Origin of the sequence: Actinomadura syzygii, from assembly GCF_008085905.1 — a bacterium.
In the GTDB taxonomy this organism is placed as follows: domain Bacteria; phylum Actinomycetota; class Actinomycetes; order Streptosporangiales; family Streptosporangiaceae; genus Spirillospora; species Spirillospora syzygii.
This window is the reverse complement of sequence record NZ_VSFF01000006.1, coordinates 321390-338038: the sequence shown is the minus strand read 5'-3', so window position 1 is coordinate 338038 and position 16649 is coordinate 321390. Positions and strand designations below refer to the sequence as shown.

Genomic DNA, 16649 nt, shown 5'->3' with positions numbered 1-16649 from the left:
CAGGTCAGCGCCGCTCCACGAAGCCGACGAAGGGGAGCGCCTTCGTCAGCAGGTAGTACTCGCCGTGCGGCTTCGGCCATTGGGTGACGTTCCGCCCCGACTCCGACCGGTAGTAGTTCGTGCAGTTCGCGCCCATCGCGGAGGCGTGTTTCACGAGCTGGCCGTCCACCCAGCGCACCCAGCGGTCGGCCGCCTCCGGACGGGTGTCGACCGCGCGCACCCCGCGGCGCCGCATTCGCGCCACCGTCCGCGCCGCGACCTCGGCCTGCCGTTCGAGCTGGGCGATGATGGAGAAACCGCCGTTGGTGTTCGGGCCGTACAGCATGAAGAAGTTCGGGTATCCGGGAACGGTGATGCCCATGAACGCCTTCGGGTCGTCCTTCCATGTGTCGTGGATGGAGATTCCGCCGACGCCGCGCACGTCCATGGAGGCGAGAAATTTCGTCGCGTGGAATCCGGTGGCCATGACCAGGACGTCTATCTCGCGTTCGGTGCCGGTCTCGTCCACGATGCCTTTCGGCGTCATCCGCGTCACCGCGTGCGGGACGAGTTCCACGTTCGGCCGGTTCAGCGCCGGATAGAAACCGCTCGCCAGCACGGGCCGCTTGCATCCCCAAGGATAGTCAGGGGTGAGCCGCTCGCGGAGCGCCGGGTCGTTGATCGTTTCCCGAATGTACTCGCGGCATTTACGGAGATTCTCCTGCTGCCGCTTGCCGTGCAGGTCATAGCCCTTGTACATCACCCTGAACTGGTAGAACAGGCGCAGCCTCCGCAACTTCTGGAGGATCGGGAACCGCTGGTACATGGCCCGTTCCCGCGCGGTGAAGTCGCGTTCGCCCTTCGCCAGGATCCACCCAGGCTGCCGCTGGAAGACGTACAACTGCGAAACCTTGCCCGCGATCGCCGGGACGATCTGCGTCGCGGTGGAGCCGGTGCCGACGACCGCGACCCGCTTCCCGGCCAGGTCGTGCTCGCTCTCCCAGCGGGCCGTGTGGAATTTCGGGCCCTCGAACTCGTCCAGGCCAGGCCATTCGGGATAGCGGGGACGGCTCAGCAGCCCCAGGCAACTGATCACGACGTCGAACCGCTCGACCGTTCCGTCCCCGAGCCGCACGTCGTAGCGTGACGCCGACTCGTCCCACGTCGCCGACTCGACGCGGACGCCGAACCGGCAGTGCCGCCGCACGTCGAACCGGTCGAGGACGTGCTCCGCGTACTCCTGCAATTCCTCCTGCCCGGCGTGGGTGCGGCTCCAGTCGTAGGTGAGGAACGAGAACGAATAGGCGTGCGAGGCGATGTCGACCTCGCAGCCGGGATAGCGGTTGTCCCACCAGGTGCCGCCCGGACCGTCCGACTGCTCGAACACGGTGAAGCGGGTGACGCCCTTCTTCTTCAGTTTCACCGCGGCGGCGATACCGCCGAAACCGCAGCCCACGATCGCGACCCGGGGCCCGATGCTCCGGCTCCCTGTCCGACTCATAGGGACATCAGACTTTCCATCACTCGCACCCCGAAACGCAGCGCGTCCACCGGGCAGCGCTCGTCCACCCCGTGGAACATCGCCGGATAGTCATAGCCGGGCGGGAACAGCATCGGCGTGAAGCCGTACGTCTCCATGCCCAGCGTCCGGAACCATTTGTTGTCGGTGCCGCCGCTGAACACGAACGGCGCCACCGCGCATCCCGGGCTCACCGTTTCGAGCGCTTCGCCGAGCCGTCCGAACCATTCGCTCTCGTGGTCGGAGAGGACCGGCGGGCTGCGCCGCAGCAGCGACACCTCGGCCCGCTCACCGGCGCTCGACGTGATGTGCTCGTGCAGGTCGTCCTCGTGCCCGGGGACGAACCGGCAGTCGAACCGCGCCCACGCCTCGCCCGGGATCACGTTCTCCTTGTAGCCCGCGCCGACCCGCGTGACGTTGACCGTGGTGCGGACGCCGGCGGCGAACATCCGCCCGAACGGGCCGGTCCGCGTCGCGAGCACGTCCGCGACCTCGGCCGGGTCGGTGACCTCGCGCCCGGCGATCCGGGCCGCGAGGACGCGCATCGGCTCGGTCACCGTGAACGGCTGCTCGGACGACAGCAGCCGCAGCGTCGTCTCCGCCAGCCGGGGGATCGGGTTGTCCTGCGGCAGCATGCTGCCGTGCCCGGCGACGCCCTCCTCCCGCACCTCGTACCAGCGCAGGCCCTTGTCCGCGACCGACACCACGAACAGGGGCGAGCCCGAAGGGACCGGGACGTTGAAGCCGCCGACCTCGCCGATCGCCGCGCCGCAGCCCTCGAACAGGTCGGCGTGCTCGGCCACCAGGTGGCCCGCCCCGAGTTTTCCGCCGGTCTCCTCGTCCGCGAGGAACGCGAGGACGAGGTCCCGGCGCGGTCGGCGGCCCCGGGCGAACGTGCCGCCGACCGCGGCCAGTGTCATGGCCACCGCGTTCTTCATGTCGACGGCGCCGCGTCCCCAGACGTAACCGTCCGCGATGTCGCCGCCGTGCGGGTCGCGCGTCCAGGCGGAGGCGTCGGCCGGCACGGTGTCCAGGTGGCCTTGAATGAGCAGCGCGGGCAGGCTCGGATCGGTGCCCGCAACACGCGCAACGACGTTGCCGCGTCCCGGCTCCGCCTCGATGATCTGCGGTTCCAGCCCCGTTTCAGAAAGGAGCGCGGCCACGTACTCGGCCGCCTTCCGCTCGGACGAGCCCGGGTTGCTCGTGTCGAACCTGATCAGGTCCGAGCAGATCTCCTCGACCGGCGGCGGGAGGGTGGGCTCAGCCATCGCCGTTCCCCACGGTGAGCGCGGCGACCGCGTACGTCCGGACGGCGGTGAGGTAGTCCGCGACGGGCACGGACTCGTCGTCCCAGTAGCAGTCCATCGAGCCGGGCCCGTAGGTGACGGCCCTGATGCCCGACTCCCAGAAGATCGGGGTGTCCGGCCACGCCTGGTGGAAGCCGTGCCGCGCGTCCTGCCCGGTGGTGCGGCGGTGCGCGGCGGCGACGTCGGCGAGGAGCCGCTCGCCGTCCGGGACCCGCAGCGAGCTGCGCGGGTTCTTCAGGCAGGTCGCCTCCAGCGACACGTCCACCGGGAACTCCGCGAGCCGGTCGACGGCGCGCTCGACGGCGGCGCGAACGTCGCGCAACACGTCGTCCTGCGTCTGCTCGGCCGGGAACCGGAAGTCGAACGTGATCTCGCACTTCTCCGGGACGAGGTTGTGCGCGACCCCGCCGGAGATCTGCGCGACGTTGCAGATCTTCACCTCGTCGAGGACGTCGCCGCGCGCGTCGGTGATCGGCATCGCCAGCACCTCGCGGATCACCTCGGCCGCCCGCGCGACCGCGTTCACGCCGATGTCCAGCGCGGTCGTGTGCGCGGCCCGGCCCGTCACGGTCACCGTGACGTAGGCGATGCCGCGCTGACCGGTGAGGACGCGCAGCTCGCTCGGCTCGCAGTTGATCGCGTACGCGCCGCGCAGGCCGTCCCGGATCGCCTGCCGCGTCCCCTCGCCGCCCTCGAAGTGGTTCGGGACGGCGAGCACCACGACGTCCCTCGGCAGCGGCACGCCGGACCTCGCCAGCATGACCGTGGCCATGGTCATGGCGGCGGTCCCGGCCTTCATGTCCGCGACGCCGACGCCGTAGATCTGCCCGTCGTCGACGTCGCCGCCGAACGGGTCGCGCCGCCACGACTCCGACGGCGGGTAGACCTCCATGTGGCCGTTGAAGATGAGCGCCTCGCCCGGCGCCGCCGCTCCGGCCGCGCGGGCGAGGACGTTCGGCATGCCGTCCGTGCCGGAGCCGGGCAGCTCCGCGGCGACGCCCGCGTCGGTGAGCGCGGCGGCGAGGTGCTCGGCGGCGGCGGTCAGGTTCGGGCCGTCGCCCCACACGCTGGGAATGCGGATGAAATCGCGCAGAAAGGCGATGATCTCCGACTCGTTCCGGTCGATGATGTCGATCACGTGTGCCGCGTGATCGTCCGTCACTACGGGTGCCATGGCGTTCGTTCTCCGGTCGAGGCGCGGCTGGATTGGTGCGTTCCAGGCGATTCTTGTCGAGCCTAGGATTGTTTCTCTCGGACGTCTTCGGGGCGCCGCACCAAAGAATTCCGGGTGCGGCTATGGGGCGCGCACAGGCGCCTATCGCGGGTTCTTGAACACCAGGTCGTGAAAGCGTTCGCCGAGGCGGCGGTATCCGGCCGCGTTCGGATGGAGGCCGTCGTAGAGGTCGGCCGCGTCGTCCGGGCCGAGCAGTGATCGTCCGTCGAGGTAGGTCAGGTTCGGGTCGGCGCGGACGGCGACGACCTCTTCGAGCAGCGTCCGGATCCGGTGCAGGCTGAGGCCCCCGGACGTGGCGCCGGTCGCGACGTAGCGGCCGGTCCCGTTCTGGACGCACGGCCCGGCCCGGTCCTCGGCGGTCGGGCAGACGATCGGCGAGACGACGAGCAGCCGCGTGTCGGGATGGCCGTCCCGGACGGTGTCGAGAAACCCGTGCAACACCGGGAGGAAAGTGCGCTCCTTCAGCGAATCGAGGTTCTGCACGTTGATGCCGAGTTTCAGGGTGATGACGTCGGCGGGCAGGTCGCGGATCGTCCGGGCGACGAACGGGTCGAGATGGCAGTTCCCGGCGAACGCGAGGCAGGTCAGGTCGAGCCCGGCGCGCCGTGCCACCCATGCGGGCCAGGCATCGGTCGGGCCGCCCGCCTCCGCGCAATGGCTGATCGAACTTCCGTAGTGAATCCATTTGCGGGACGGGAGTTCACCAGGTGCGACGTCCCCATCGGCGCGCAGTTCCCGCAATTCCACGAGGGCGGCCTGCGGTAGCCAGATCTCGATGTCCTTCCAGGACGGGCCGAGCCCGTCGAACCGGATCGTCTCCGCTTCGCCCGGCACCGTCTCCACGACCTGGCCCGCGCGGACGACGCCGAGGTCGCCGCGCGTGACCGGGACCGACAGGATCCGGTTCCCGCCGATCACCGCGTCGAACGTGACCGGGAAGAGCTGGTGGTAGGCATTGCGGTAGCGCGTGACGAAGACGTCCAGCTCCACGACCTCCGCGTCCGTGCGGAACACGAGCCGGACCCCGGCCGGGCGCGGCACCATCAGCCGCATGTAGGAGTCGGTGAGCTGCGGCCGCGTCCACGCGGGAAGCCGCCGGGGGATCAGGCCCGTGTCGGTGTGCTCGACATCGAGCGCGCCAGCGATCGTGACCGGGCCGTCCAGGAGGTCGATCTTGTGCGGTACGGACATCACGGCGACCCCTCCCGGACGGCGGCGCGCGGCTCCTCCGCGAGCCAGCGCGCCAGCAGATGGTCGTGTTCGCCGGGCGCGGGCGCGGGCCGGAACTCACCCACGGTCCCCGTTGTGCGGACGCCGCCCGCGAGCGTGCGGAAGCCGTCCGGCTCGTCCACGACCAGGCCGCGGGCCAGCGTGTGCGGATGCGACAACGCCTCCCGGACGCCGAGGACCGGCCCGCACGGCACGCCCGCCGCGGCGAGCCTTTCGAGCGCCTCCTCGTGGGTCACGTCGGCGAGCGCCGCCTCGATCTCGTGCTGGAGCGCGACCCGGTTCCGGCCGCGCTCGGCGTCGCTGGCGTAGCGGTCGTCCGCGAGCCAGCCGGGCCGGTCGAGGACGTCCGCGAGCCGCGCGAACAGCGCGTCGCTGGCGACGGCGATGGTGATCGTGCCGTCCTTGACGGCGAACGTCCCGTACGGGGCGCTGATCGCGTGGTGCCCGCCGCTCGGGCTGATCTCCTCGTCGGTGTGCAGCGCCCGCATCGCGACCGACTCCAGGACGGAGACGAGCCCGTCGAACATGGACACGTCGATGTGCTGCCCGCCTCCGCTCTCCCCGCGCTGGTGCAACGCGGACAACACGGCGACCGCCGCGTACAGGGCCGGGACGACGTCGCCGACGCTGATCCCGACGCGCACGCCCGGCCCGCCGTCCGGCCCGGTCACCGACATCAGCCCGGACATCGCCTGCACGATCAGGTCGTAGGCGGGACGGTCCGCGAGCGGCCCCGTCCGGCCGAAACCGCTGATGGCGACGGCGACCAGGCGCGGGTTGAGGCGGAGCAGCTCGTCGGGCGGGAAGCCGAGCCGGTCGAGGACGCCGGGCCGGAAGTTCTCGATGAGGACGTCCGAGCGGGCCACGAGTTGGGCGAACCGCTCCCGGTCGGCCGGGTCCTTGAGGTCGAGCGTGATGCCGAACTTGCCGCGGTTCAGCAGGCGGTGGAACGTACTGTCGCCCGCGTCCGTGAACGGGCCGAACAGGCGCGCGTCGTCGCCCGCCGGGGACTCGACCTTGATGACCTCCGCGCCGAGGTCGGCGAGGATCCGTCCGCACAGCGGCCCCGCGAGGACGCGGCTCATGTCGAGGACGCGGACACCGTCCAGCGCGGTCATCCGAACCACCGGAGGCCGCTGGCGTGGACGGCGTCGGCCGCCGTCTCGTAGCCCGCGTCGGCGTACCGCATGATCCCGATGCCGGTGTCGGCGGTGAGCGCGGCGGTGATCCGGTCGTCGGCGGCGGTGGTGCCGTCCGCGATCAGCGTCACGCCTGCGCTCTGCATGTAGCCCGCGTACCCGCCGCCGCCCGCGTGGATCGCCACGAGGTCGGCGCCCGAACCGGCGTTGAGCAGCGCGTTCAGCAGCGGCCAGTCGGACACGGCGTCGGAGCCGTCCGGCATGTTCTCGGTCTCGCGGAGCGGCTGCGACACCCCGCCCGGGTCGAGGTGGTCGCGGGTGAAGGCGACCGGGCCGCGCAGCTCGCCGCTCCGCACCGCCTCGTTGACCAGCAGCGCGAGCTTCGCCCGCTCGCCGTGCGCCAGCCACGAGATCCGCGACGGCAGCCCCGCCTGCCGGACGAACTCGCGCGCGATCGGGATCCACCGCTGGGCGAGCGGGTTGTCCGGGAACTCCCGCATGACCAGGTCGTCGATGAAGTCGATGTCGGCCTGCTCGCCGGACGTCGCGACCCACCGGAACGGGCCGAGCCCGCGGCAGAACAGCGGCCGGATGTAGCGTTCCACGAAGATCGGGATGCGGAACGCGTCGACGCCGTTCTCGGCGGCCTGCGCCCGCAGGTTGTTGCCGTACTCGAAGACCACCGAGCCCGCGTCCTGCCAGGCGAGCATGCACTCCACGTGCGTCGCGATGGACGCGCGGGCGCGGCGGGCCAGCTCCTCCGGGTCGCCGTCGCGCAGGTCGACCGCCTCGGACGGCGACATCCCGACCGGCACGTACCCGTACCGCAGGTCGTGCGCGGCGGTCTGGTCGGTGACGATGTCCGGGACGAGGCCGCGCTCGCGCAGCGCGGGCAGCACCTCGGCCGCGTTGCCGAGCAGCCCGATCGAGGCGGGCCGCTTCGCGTCCATCGCCTCCCGCGTCCAGGTCAGGGCCTCGTCGAGGGACTCGGTGCCGCGCTCCAGGTAGCCGCTGTCGACGCGGCGCTTGATCCGGTCGGCGTCGACCTCGACGCACAGCGCGACGCCGCCCGCCATCACGGTCGCGAGCGGCTGCGCGCCGCCCATCCCGCCGAGCCCGGCGGTCACCATAAGGCGTCCGGCGAGGTCGCCGTCGAAGTGCTCGTCGGCGACGGCTACGAGCGTCTGGTACGTGCCCTGGACGATGCCCTGCGACCCGATGTACTGCCAGTCGCCCGCCGTGTAGCCGCCCCACGCGATGAGGCCGCGCTTCTCCAGCTCGTAGAAGTGCTCGCTGGTGGCCCAGCGGCCGACGAGGTTGCTGTTCGCCATCAGGACGAGCGGCGCCCGCGTCCCGGTCGGGAACACGCCGATCGGCTTGCCGGACTGGATGACGAGCGTCTCGTGCTCCTCCATCTCGGTCAGCGCCCGGACGATCTTCTCCAGCGCGGCGTGGTCGCGCGCCGCCTTCGCGAGCCCGGCGTAGACGATCAGGTCGTCCGGCCGCTCGGCGTGGCTCAGCGTGTTCTCCAGCATCCGCAGCAGCGTCTCCTGCCGCGGCCCCCGGCAGCGCAGCCCCTGGCTCCCGATCTCGGAGGTGGTGATGGCCATTGAAGTCCCCTTCCCGTCCGCTATGCGGACCGCCGTTCACGGGGTGGCTGACTCAGCCCGGGTGACGCCCCGCACGGCCACCGGGTGGTTCGGACGTTTCGTCGGGGAGCTGTTCGTTGCCGGGCCGTGTCACTCCGGCGCGGGCGAGGACATCGCGCACGCCGTTGTCGCGGACGTCCCGCCAGAAGGACAGGCACGCCTCCTCGATCCGCACGCCGAGGACCAGCGGGACGACCCGCTTCTCCAGGTCGGGGACGTCCGACAGCCGTTCCAGCGTCTTGTGGAACTCGGCCAGCCGGTCGCGGTGGCTGCGGATCTGCGACTCGGCCAGCCGCTCCACGGTCCCCTCGTCGCCCAGCTCGCTGAAGAACAGCTTCAGCTCGGCCTCGTTGCGGACCTGGAAGACCTCGGTGTCGGGGTCGTTCAGCCACTCGCGCAGCGCCTCGCGCCCGCGCTCGGTCAGCGAGTACGTGCGGCGGCGGCGCCCCTCGGTCTCGGCGGACTCGTCCAGCAGCCCGGCCTCCGCGAGCCGCCGCGGCTCGACGTAGAGCTGGCTGTGCGGGAAGGGCCAGAAGTGCCCGATCGAGCGTTCGACCGCGCGTTCGAGCTGGTAGGACGAGCTCGGACCGCGCAGTCCGATCAACCCCAGCACGAGATAGGAGCTGGACGAGAGGCGAACCATAGTGCAAACCGTACCATCTATTCTGGACGGTTGACGAGCCCGCCCCGCTCCCGAGTCGCGACACGGAGTCTCTCAGCTCAGCAGGCGCTGGCGGCCCGCGCGCCGCTTCATCGGCGCGAGCGCGGTCAGGTCGACCTCGATCAGGTACGGCCCGGAGCCCTCGGCGGAACGGGCGAACGCGCGGTCGAAGCCGTCCGCCGACGCGACCTTCTCGCCGGGCACGCCCATCGCCGCCGCGAGCGCGACGAAGTCGGGGGTGTGCAGGTCGACGTCGTGCCGGTCGCCGCCGAAGGTGGCCTCCTGGACGTCGCGCAGCACCCCGTAACCGCGGTCGTTGAACACGCAGACGGTGACGGGCGCGTCCTCCTGCGCGAGGGTCGCCAGCTCGCCGATCGACAGCATGATGCCGCCGTCCCCGTGGATGACCACGGCGCGCTCCCCGGTCCCGACCGCCGCGCCGAGCGCGAGCGGCAGGCCCGGACCGATCGCGGCGGACGCCGGGTGCAGCGACGTGCGCGGCGCGAGGACCGGCAGCAGCCGGTCGCCCCAGGCGTAGGCGGGGACCGTCGAGTCGCGGACGACCGCGCCCGCGCGCGGCAGATGCCGCCGTATCGAGGCCATCACCGCCCGGTGGTCGGGGCCGAGCGTCTCCAGGGCCGCGTCCCGCGCGGCGGCCGCGGCCCGCCGGGCGGACGGGCCCCAGTCCGCGTCGGCGGCGCTCGTCGCGACGAGTCCGTCCAGGGCGCGGAGTGTTTCGCGGGCGTCGCCGTGCAGCGCGACGGCGGGCGGGTAGGTGCGGCCGAACACGCTCGCGTCGGCGTCGGCGTGGATCAGCCGGTCGGTGAGGCGCAGTGTCCAGGCGTCGGTCGTGTACATCTGGAACCGCGCGCCGACCGCGAGGACGACGTCGGCGCTCTCGACCGTCCCGCGCAGCGGCGGCGTCGTGACCAGCGCGCCGAGGCAGAGCGGATGGTCCTCGGGCAGCGCGCCGCGTCCCTGGACGGACGTCACCACCGGGATCTCCAGCCGTTCGACCAGGCGGCGCAGCTCCGGCCAGGCGCCCGCGCTCAGCACGCCGCCGCCCGCCCAGATGAGCGGGCGGCGCGCGTCCGCCAGCAGGTCCGCCGCCGCGCGCAGCCGGTCCCCGGGCGGCACGCCCGGCACTGGCGGCGCGGGCTCCGGGACGGTCAGCGCCTCCGGCACCTCCGCGTACTGGAGGTTCACCGGGATCTCCACGGCGGTCGGACGCGGCCATCCGGCGCCCGCCGCGCGTCCGGCCGCGACGACCGCGTCGCCGACGTCCTCGGCGCGGCGCACCGACCACGTCTCCCGGGTCAACGTCCGCAACATCGCCTGCTGCTGGTCGGCCTCGTGCAGGTAGCCCTTGGAGCGCCCCAGGTAGCCGGACTCGATCTGACCGGTGATCAGCAGCACGCGGGAGCCCGCGAACTGCGCCTCGAACAGGCCGCCCATCGTGTTGGCCGTGCCGGGGCCGGTCGAGGCGAGCGCGACGCCGAGCCGTCCGGTGACGCGGGAGAACCCGTCGGCCGCGTGCACCGCCGCCTGCTCGTGCCGGACGGCCACGAACCGCGCCCCGCCCCGCCGCCGGACCGCGTCCAGGATCGGCAGGTTGTGGACGCTCGCCACCCCGAACACGACCTCCGCGTCCAGCGCCGCCAGCGCCTCCGCGACCAGGTCTCCGCCATTGCGTGTCGGCTTCTCGGGGCTGGTCATCGTCCGCTCCCCGCCGGGCGCTGGATCGCCTTCAGCTCGGTGAACTGCGCGATCCCGTACGCGCCCAGTTCCCGGCCGTACCCGGACTGCTTGTAGCCGCCGAACGGCGCGAGGCCGTCGAACGGGGCGCCGTTGATCTGGATGCTGCCCGCCTCCATCCGCGCCGCGAACCGGAGGGCGTGCTCGTCGTCCACGCCCCACACCGCCCCGGCCAGGCCGTACTGGGTGCCGTTGGCGATCGCGACGGCCTCGTCCTCGTCCACGTAGGGGATCACGGCCAGGATCGGGCCGAACACCTCCTGCTGGGCGAGCGCGATGCGCGGGTCCGTGACGGTGAACGCGGCGGGGGACGCGAAGTACCCGCCCTGGGGGAGGTCGGAGTCGGGGTGGGACCAGATCGTCCGGGCGCCGTCGACGAGGGCGCGCTCGACGTGGTCGGTCACCCGGTGCCGCTGGTTCGCGCTGGCCAGCGGGCCGACGTCGGCGTCCGGGTCGTCGGAGAGCCCCACCCGGTACTTCGCCATCGCCGCCGCGACCAGCTCCTCGGCCTCCGGCAGCGACTGGAACGGGACGAGCAGCCGGGACAGCGCCGTGCACGTCTGACCACTGTTGATCAGGACGGTCCGCACACTCTTCTCGACCGCCCCGGCGAGGTCCCCGCCGGGCAGCGCCACGGCGGCGGACTTGCCGCCGAGCTCCAGCGTCACCCGCTTGACGGACTCGGCCGCGACCTCGGCGACCCGGCGTCCCGCGCGGGTCGAGCCGGTCAGCGACACCATCGACGTGCCGGGGTGCCGGGCGAGGTACTCGCCGACGTGCATCCCGTTGCCGAAGACCAGGTTGAACGCGCCGGGCGGGGCGCCCGCCGCCGCCATCGCCTCGGCGAGGACGAACGCGTCCAGCGGCGCGACCTCGCTCGGCTTCAGCACCACCGGGCAGCCCGCGGCGAGCGCCGGGCCGATCTTCGCGGCGGTCTGGAGCAGCGGGAAGTTCCACGGCGTCATCGCCGCGACCACGCCGACCGGCTCGCGCAGCACCGTCGAGCCCGCCGTCTCGGCCGTGAACGCCACGTCCGCGACGGCCCGCGCGGTGTTGCGGAACGTTCCGATCGCGGTCCGCACCTGGTAGTCGGGGGCGTGCTTGCGCGGCATCCCCATCTCGCTGGAGATCAGCTCCGCGAGGCCGCCGAGCCGGGCCTCGATCTCGTCGGCGACCCGCTCCAGCAGCGCGGCCCGCTCGCCGGGCGGCATCCCGCGCAGCACCGTCCGGGCCCGGGACGCCGCCGCCACCGCCCGGTCCATGTCCGCGGTCGACGACTCGCGGACCGTGGCGACGCACTGCCCGGTGGAGGGATCGATGACGGCGATGACGTCCTCGCCATTGCTCTCGACCCATTCTCCGTCGATGTATGTGTCCGCACGGTGGTCCATGTCGCTCCGCTCACCAGTCCTGCGCGATCGAGTTCTGCGCGATCGGCTCGAAGCCTAGAATCATCCACCGCGAAACTGTTCAGGCCGGACCACCAAAGAAATCCACCGGGCATTATGTTCGGGACACAGCGCCCCGAACCGTCAGGCGAACAGCCGGGCGCGCAGATCGGTGCGCGCCTCTTCCCGGTCGCGCCGCATCTGGACGGCGTCGAACGCCATCAGCGCGACATTGAGATCCCCGATGTCGGTGATGCGGCGCATATCCCGTCCGGTCAGCGTGGCGATCTGGCGCAGCCGATAGGCGACCGTGTTCGGATGGACGACGAGTTCTTCCGCCGTCCGCTGCAACGCCATATCGCAGGCGATGTAGACGCGGAGCGTGTCGAGCAGGTGCGGTTTCTCGACGAGCTGCCCGATGCGCGTCTCGATGAGCCGCTTGGACACCCACCGGTTGTGCGCGAGCAGGACTTCGAGGATCACGTCGGTGCACTGCGTGACCTGGCCGCGCTGGTCGCGGTAGATGCTGATCTCCAGCGCGGACAGCGCCTGCCGGCAGCTGTGCCCGGCGGCCGACAGCGTCGCGCCCGGCTCGCCCGCCGACACGAACAGCGACCGGCCCGGCTCGCCGTCGAGCATCTCGCCCAGCAGGGGCACCAGGCCGGGGCCCGGACGGTCGGTCGGCACCAGTGCCAGCAGCACGCCGCGCCGCTCGCGGATCAGGATCTCGCGGCGCGGGTCGTGCTTCCACAGCGCCTCCATGACCCGGCGGCGGACCCGCATCCACTGCTGCGCCGTCGGCGCCGGATCGTGGTAGGCGGCGACCGCGCGGAACGGCTGGTGCGGGTTGATGTTGAGCATCCTGGCCTGGTCGTTGACCGTGCTCGCGTCGACCGCCGGGCCCGCGATCAGGCAGCTCAGCAGGTCGGTGCTGACCCGCGCCTGCCAGCCCGCCAGCTCGTTGTAGGTGCTGGTGAACGCCTCCAGCTCGTGCGTGCACAGCACGTCGAACAGCTCGCCGAGGCGTCCGAGGACGATGCGGATCTCGTCCATGCCGGACTCGGTGTGCGCCAGCACGTGGTCGGTGAGGACGCGCTCCAGCAGCCGCAGCCACTCGACCGCCTCGGCCACGGACCTGCCCTGCAACGCGACCCGCGCGCCGCGGCCGGTCGGCAGTTCGGGCACCGCGCCGCCGCCGGCGAGCCCGTCGCCGCACAGCTCGATCACGCGCACCGCCATCTCGAACGCCTCGACGGGCGCCTGGCGGTCCACGGTGCCGGTTTCGGTCGTGCTCACGTACTGCCGGACGAACTCGTTCGCGATGGCGGTGGACGCCGACCTCAGATCGCGGGCAACGGCCGACAGGTGGCCGGCGAGCGCCGCGGACGTGTCGGATGATGCCATGATCACCTTCCCCGGACCGGGGTCAGGGAGACACGCGTCACGGTCCTGACCCAGGTCCGTGGAGGTGTATCACGCTATTTCGGCCCACGTCAACGGTGTTGCGCCGGGCCCCGCGCGCCGCTCCGGCCAGGCAAGCGGTAGTTCGGCGGGCCCTTCGGAGGCGTCCGATTCCTGGGCAACTGTGTGCCCCACACAGGCACCCCCAGGGACTTTTGTGACCCTGCCCCCATGACATATGGCAGACCGTAAACGTTCACTGTGTCGACAACGGCACGGGCCGCGACGGCCCGGCACGGCAACCCGCCCTTCGAGGGCGCCCCGGAACGGAGGGACGGTGAATCGTGACGGCGCAGACCTCGGCGAAGCGTCCGCCACCCGCCGCTGACATCCGCCCGCCGGCGGCGCGGCGGCGGGCCCGGCGGCCGGGATTCGTCACCGCGGCGCTCGGCCTGCCGGTCGCGTTCATGGCGATCGTCTACGCCTATCCGGTCGGCGCGATGCTGCTGAAAAGCGTCACCGAGCCGACGGCCGGATTCGGGAATTTCACCGAGGCGGCGACCGACCGCACGATGTGGCACGTCCTCTGGATCACCGTCCGGATGTCCGCCGAAGTCGCGGTGCTGACCGTTCTGCTCGGATTCCCGGTGGCGTATTTCCTCGCCCGGACGTCGAAACGAAAAGCGCGATTCCTCGTGCTTCTCGTCGTCATTCCGTTCTGGACGAGCATTCTCGTGCGCTCGTTCGCGTGGATCGTCCTGCTCGGCGACAACGGCCTGGTGACGAAGATCCTGGAACCGCTGACCGGTGACGGGCAGGGCATGCTCTACAGCGAGAGCGCCGTGATCATCGCGATGACGCACATTCTGCTGCCGTTCCCCATTCTCATCATCAAGGGGACGCTGGACCAGATCGACGCCTCGCTGCCGCGCGCCGCGCGGTCCCTCGGCGCCGGGCCGGTCCGCGCGTTCGCGCACGTGTACCTGCCGCTGGCCGTCCCGGCGATCGTGAGCAGCGGGATGCTGGTGTTCGTCATCGCGCTCGGCTTCTACGTGACGCCCGCGCTGGTCGGCGGGCCGAAGCAGAGCACGATCGCGGTGGTGATCGCGGAGGCCGTCCAGGTGAACTTCGACTGGGGGATGGCCGCGACGCTCGCCACCCTGCTGTTGATCCTGGCCACCGCACTGACCATGATCGTGCGGCGGCTCACCAAGGTGAAGGGGCTGGTGACGCTGTGACCGCCGACCTGATCACCCCGGCGCCAGCGCGCCCGAAGCCTCCGCCGGGGAGGCGGCGCGGGAAGCGGAGCCCCGCGACCAGGGCGGAACGCGCGCTCGGCTGGGCGCTGCGCGGCCTCGTCGCGCTGATCCTCGCGTTCCTGGTGATCCCGATCCTGATCGTCGTCCTGGAGTCCTTCAACAGCGTCGACTACCTGTCGTTCCCGCTGGAGGGCTGGTCGCTGACCCACTACCGGGAGTTCTTCGCCGACTCCGCGTGGGTGGACGCGACGCTGCTCAGCGCGCGGATCGCGCTGCTGGCGGCGGCGATCGCGACCGTCGTCGGGACGGCGGCGGCCTGGGGCCTCGCCCGCAGCCCGGCGCGCGGCAAGGGCCTCGTGTTCGCGCTGATGTACTCGCCGCTGGTCATCCCGATCATCGTGCTGGCGATGAGCTACTACTTCACGTTCGCCGACTTCCGCGTGATCGGGCACTGGCAGGTGATCGCGGTCGCGTACTCGGTGATGGGCGTCCCGTACGTCCTCGTGGCGGTGTCGAGCGCGCTCCAGCAGTTCGACTCCGAGTTGGAGAACGCGGCGCGGACGCTCGGCGCCTCGCTGCCGAAGACCCTGCTGCGGATCACGCTGCCGTCGCTGACGTCGGCCATCTCCGCGGGCGCGCTGTTCGCGTTCGTCATCGCCTTCGACGAGGCGGTCATCATCCTCTTCGTGTCCGGCACCGGTTCGGTCACGCTGCCGCGCAAGCTGTGGGACAGCGTGCGCTACGACCTCACGCCCACGCTCGCGGTCGCCGGGACGATCCTCATCGCCGTCTGCGTCGGGCTGTTCCTCCTGTCCGAGTTGATCAAGATCCTCCGTGAACGGCGGGAGCGCCGATGAGCGAGCAAGCAAGCGCCGGCGTCGGCGCGCCGGTGACCGACGAGCGCCCGGCGAGGCCGGACCCGCCCGCCGCCGCCGAAGACCAGGTGGTGTTCTCCGGGATCCACAAGTGGTACGGGGACGCGCTGGCCGTCCACGACTTCAACCTCGCGATCCGCAAGGGCGAGTTCGTGACGCTGCTCGGGCCGTCCGGGTCGGGCAAGACGACGAGCCTGCGCATCCTCGCGGGCCTGGAGTCGGCCACCGCCGGAGAGGTCTACCTCGCCGGACGGGCCGTCACCGACGACGTCCCCGAGAAGCGCAACATCGGCCTCGTCTTCCAGAACTACGCGCTGTTCCCGCACATGACCGTCGCGCAGAACATCGCGTTCCCGCTGAAGATGCGGCGGATGAAGAAGGCGGACGCGGCCCGCGAGATCGACCGCGTCCTCACGATGACGCAGCTCACCGAGTTCCGGGACCGCTACCCGCGGCAGCTCTCCGGCGGGCAGCAGCAGCGCGTCGCGCTCGCCCGCGCGTTCGTGTTCGACCCGAGCGTCCTGCTGATGGACGAGCCGCTCGGCGCCCTCGACCGCAACCTCCGCGACCACATGCGGCTCGAGTTGAAGGCGCTCCAGCAGCGGATCGGCGCGACCGTCCTGTACGTCACCCACGACCAGGACGAGGCGCTCGCCCTCTCCGACCGGATCGGCGTCATGCACCGGGGCGTCCTCCAGCAGACCGCGCCGCCGCACGAGCTGTACGAGGCGCCGGTCAACTCGTTCGTCGCGAAGTTCCTCGGCAAGTCGATCTGCCTGCCCGCGCGGCGGGTGGAGAAGGGGGCGCGCACCGTCCTGGAGGTGTCCGGGGTGGACGGGCGGGTCCTGGTCGAGGCGGGCAACGACTGCTCGACCGCCGACGACGCCGAGTTCATGATCCGTCCGGAGCGGCTGCGGATCTCCGCGGAGCGCCCGGACGCGGCCGACCGCAACGCGGCGCGCTGCACGGTCGCGGCGCACGTCTACCTCGGCCCGCAGATCGAGGTGCACCTGCGCACCGCCGAGGGCGCCGAACTGGAGGCGATGGTGCCCGCGGAACTGCGCGCCGACTTCGAGGTCGGCTCGCCGCACTGGCTGAGCTGGGGCCCGGACGACTGCCGCTTCCTCCCCCGCGTCGACTGACGACACCTCTCGATCTCTCTCGATACCGCCTCCCGCCACGACCTCTCTTCGGCATGCCTGCTAGCACGGAAGGGCGACCAATGGATTCACCGGCACTCACGTGCTGTACGT

General features: G+C 71.6%; 13 protein-coding genes. 3 read left to right on the top strand and 10 right to left on the bottom strand.

Translation table 11 applies throughout. The features are described 5' to 3' along the window. Positions 1-4 precede the first annotated feature (4 nt). From FXF65_RS16865 to FXF65_RS16820, 10 genes are all read right to left on the bottom strand, one after another. A complete protein-coding gene (locus FXF65_RS16865; protein ID WP_148350908.1) occupies positions 5-1480 on the bottom strand; it encodes a flavin-containing monooxygenase in 1476 nt (491 codons plus the stop codon). Next, complete coding sequence (locus tag FXF65_RS16860; RefSeq protein WP_148350907.1) at positions 1477-2766, bottom strand: M20/M25/M40 family metallo-hydrolase; 1290 nt, start codon at positions 2764-2766, stop codon at positions 1477-1479. Before FXF65_RS16860 ends, FXF65_RS16865 begins: the two co-directional genes overlap by 4 nt. Beyond that, on the bottom strand, positions 2759-3979 hold the full coding sequence (locus FXF65_RS16855; protein WP_148350906.1) for a M20 family metallopeptidase: 1221 nt from the start codon (positions 3977-3979) through the stop codon (positions 2759-2761). The genes FXF65_RS16860 and FXF65_RS16855 overlap by 8 nt, the downstream gene beginning before the upstream one ends. 141 nt (positions 3980-4120) lie before the next feature. Next, positions 4121-5230, bottom strand: coding sequence for a GDSL-type esterase/lipase family protein (locus tag FXF65_RS16850; protein ID WP_148350905.1), 1110 nt, complete (start codon positions 5228-5230; stop codon positions 4121-4123). Beyond that, on the bottom strand, positions 5230-6387 hold the full coding sequence (locus tag FXF65_RS16845; protein ID WP_148350904.1) for a CaiB/BaiF CoA transferase family protein: 1158 nt from the start codon (positions 6385-6387) through the stop codon (positions 5230-5232). The genes FXF65_RS16850 and FXF65_RS16845 overlap by 1 nt, the downstream gene beginning before the upstream one ends. Beyond that, positions 6384-8018, bottom strand: a complete 1635-nt coding sequence (locus FXF65_RS16840) for a urocanate hydratase (protein WP_148350903.1) — start codon at positions 8016-8018, stop codon at positions 6384-6386. Before FXF65_RS16840 ends, FXF65_RS16845 begins: the two co-directional genes overlap by 4 nt. A gap of 52 nt (positions 8019-8070) precedes the next feature. Beyond that, the gene (locus FXF65_RS16835; RefSeq protein WP_148350902.1) at positions 8071-8700 is read right to left on the bottom strand and encodes a PadR family transcriptional regulator; all 630 of its coding nucleotides are present in this window, start codon (positions 8698-8700) and stop codon (positions 8071-8073) included. Positions 8701-8772: 72 nt separating this feature from the next. Continuing rightward, positions 8773-10434 (bottom strand): thiamine pyrophosphate-binding protein, encoded by a 1662-nt coding sequence (locus FXF65_RS16830; RefSeq protein ID WP_148350901.1) that lies wholly within the window; start codon positions 10432-10434, stop codon positions 8773-8775. Continuing rightward, positions 10431-11864, bottom strand: a complete 1434-nt coding sequence (locus FXF65_RS16825) for an aldehyde dehydrogenase family protein (RefSeq protein ID WP_148350900.1) — start codon at positions 11862-11864, stop codon at positions 10431-10433. The genes FXF65_RS16830 and FXF65_RS16825 overlap by 4 nt, the downstream gene beginning before the upstream one ends. A 141-nt stretch (positions 11865-12005) precedes the next feature. Further along, on the bottom strand, positions 12006-13265 hold the full coding sequence (locus tag FXF65_RS16820) for a PucR family transcriptional regulator (protein ID WP_148350899.1): 1260 nt from the start codon (positions 13263-13265) through the stop codon (positions 12006-12008). 341 nt (positions 13266-13606) lie between these two features. Between FXF65_RS16820 and FXF65_RS16815 the strand changes: the two genes are divergently transcribed. From FXF65_RS16815 to FXF65_RS16805, 3 genes are read left to right on the top strand one after another with little or no spacing between them, the layout of a single operon-like run. Beyond that, positions 13607-14500: an ABC transporter permease gene (locus FXF65_RS16815; RefSeq protein WP_148350898.1), complete on the top strand. Its 894-nt coding sequence runs from the start codon at positions 13607-13609 to the stop codon at positions 14498-14500. Then, positions 14497-15378, top strand: coding sequence for an ABC transporter permease (locus tag FXF65_RS16810; RefSeq protein WP_187412342.1), 882 nt, complete (start codon positions 14497-14499; stop codon positions 15376-15378). The genes FXF65_RS16815 and FXF65_RS16810 overlap by 4 nt, the downstream gene beginning before the upstream one ends. Beyond that, on the top strand, positions 15375-16538 hold the full coding sequence (locus tag FXF65_RS16805; RefSeq protein WP_148350896.1) for an ABC transporter ATP-binding protein: 1164 nt from the start codon (positions 15375-15377) through the stop codon (positions 16536-16538). Before FXF65_RS16810 ends, FXF65_RS16805 begins: the two co-directional genes overlap by 4 nt. The last annotated feature ends 111 nt before the right edge of the window (positions 16539-16649 follow it).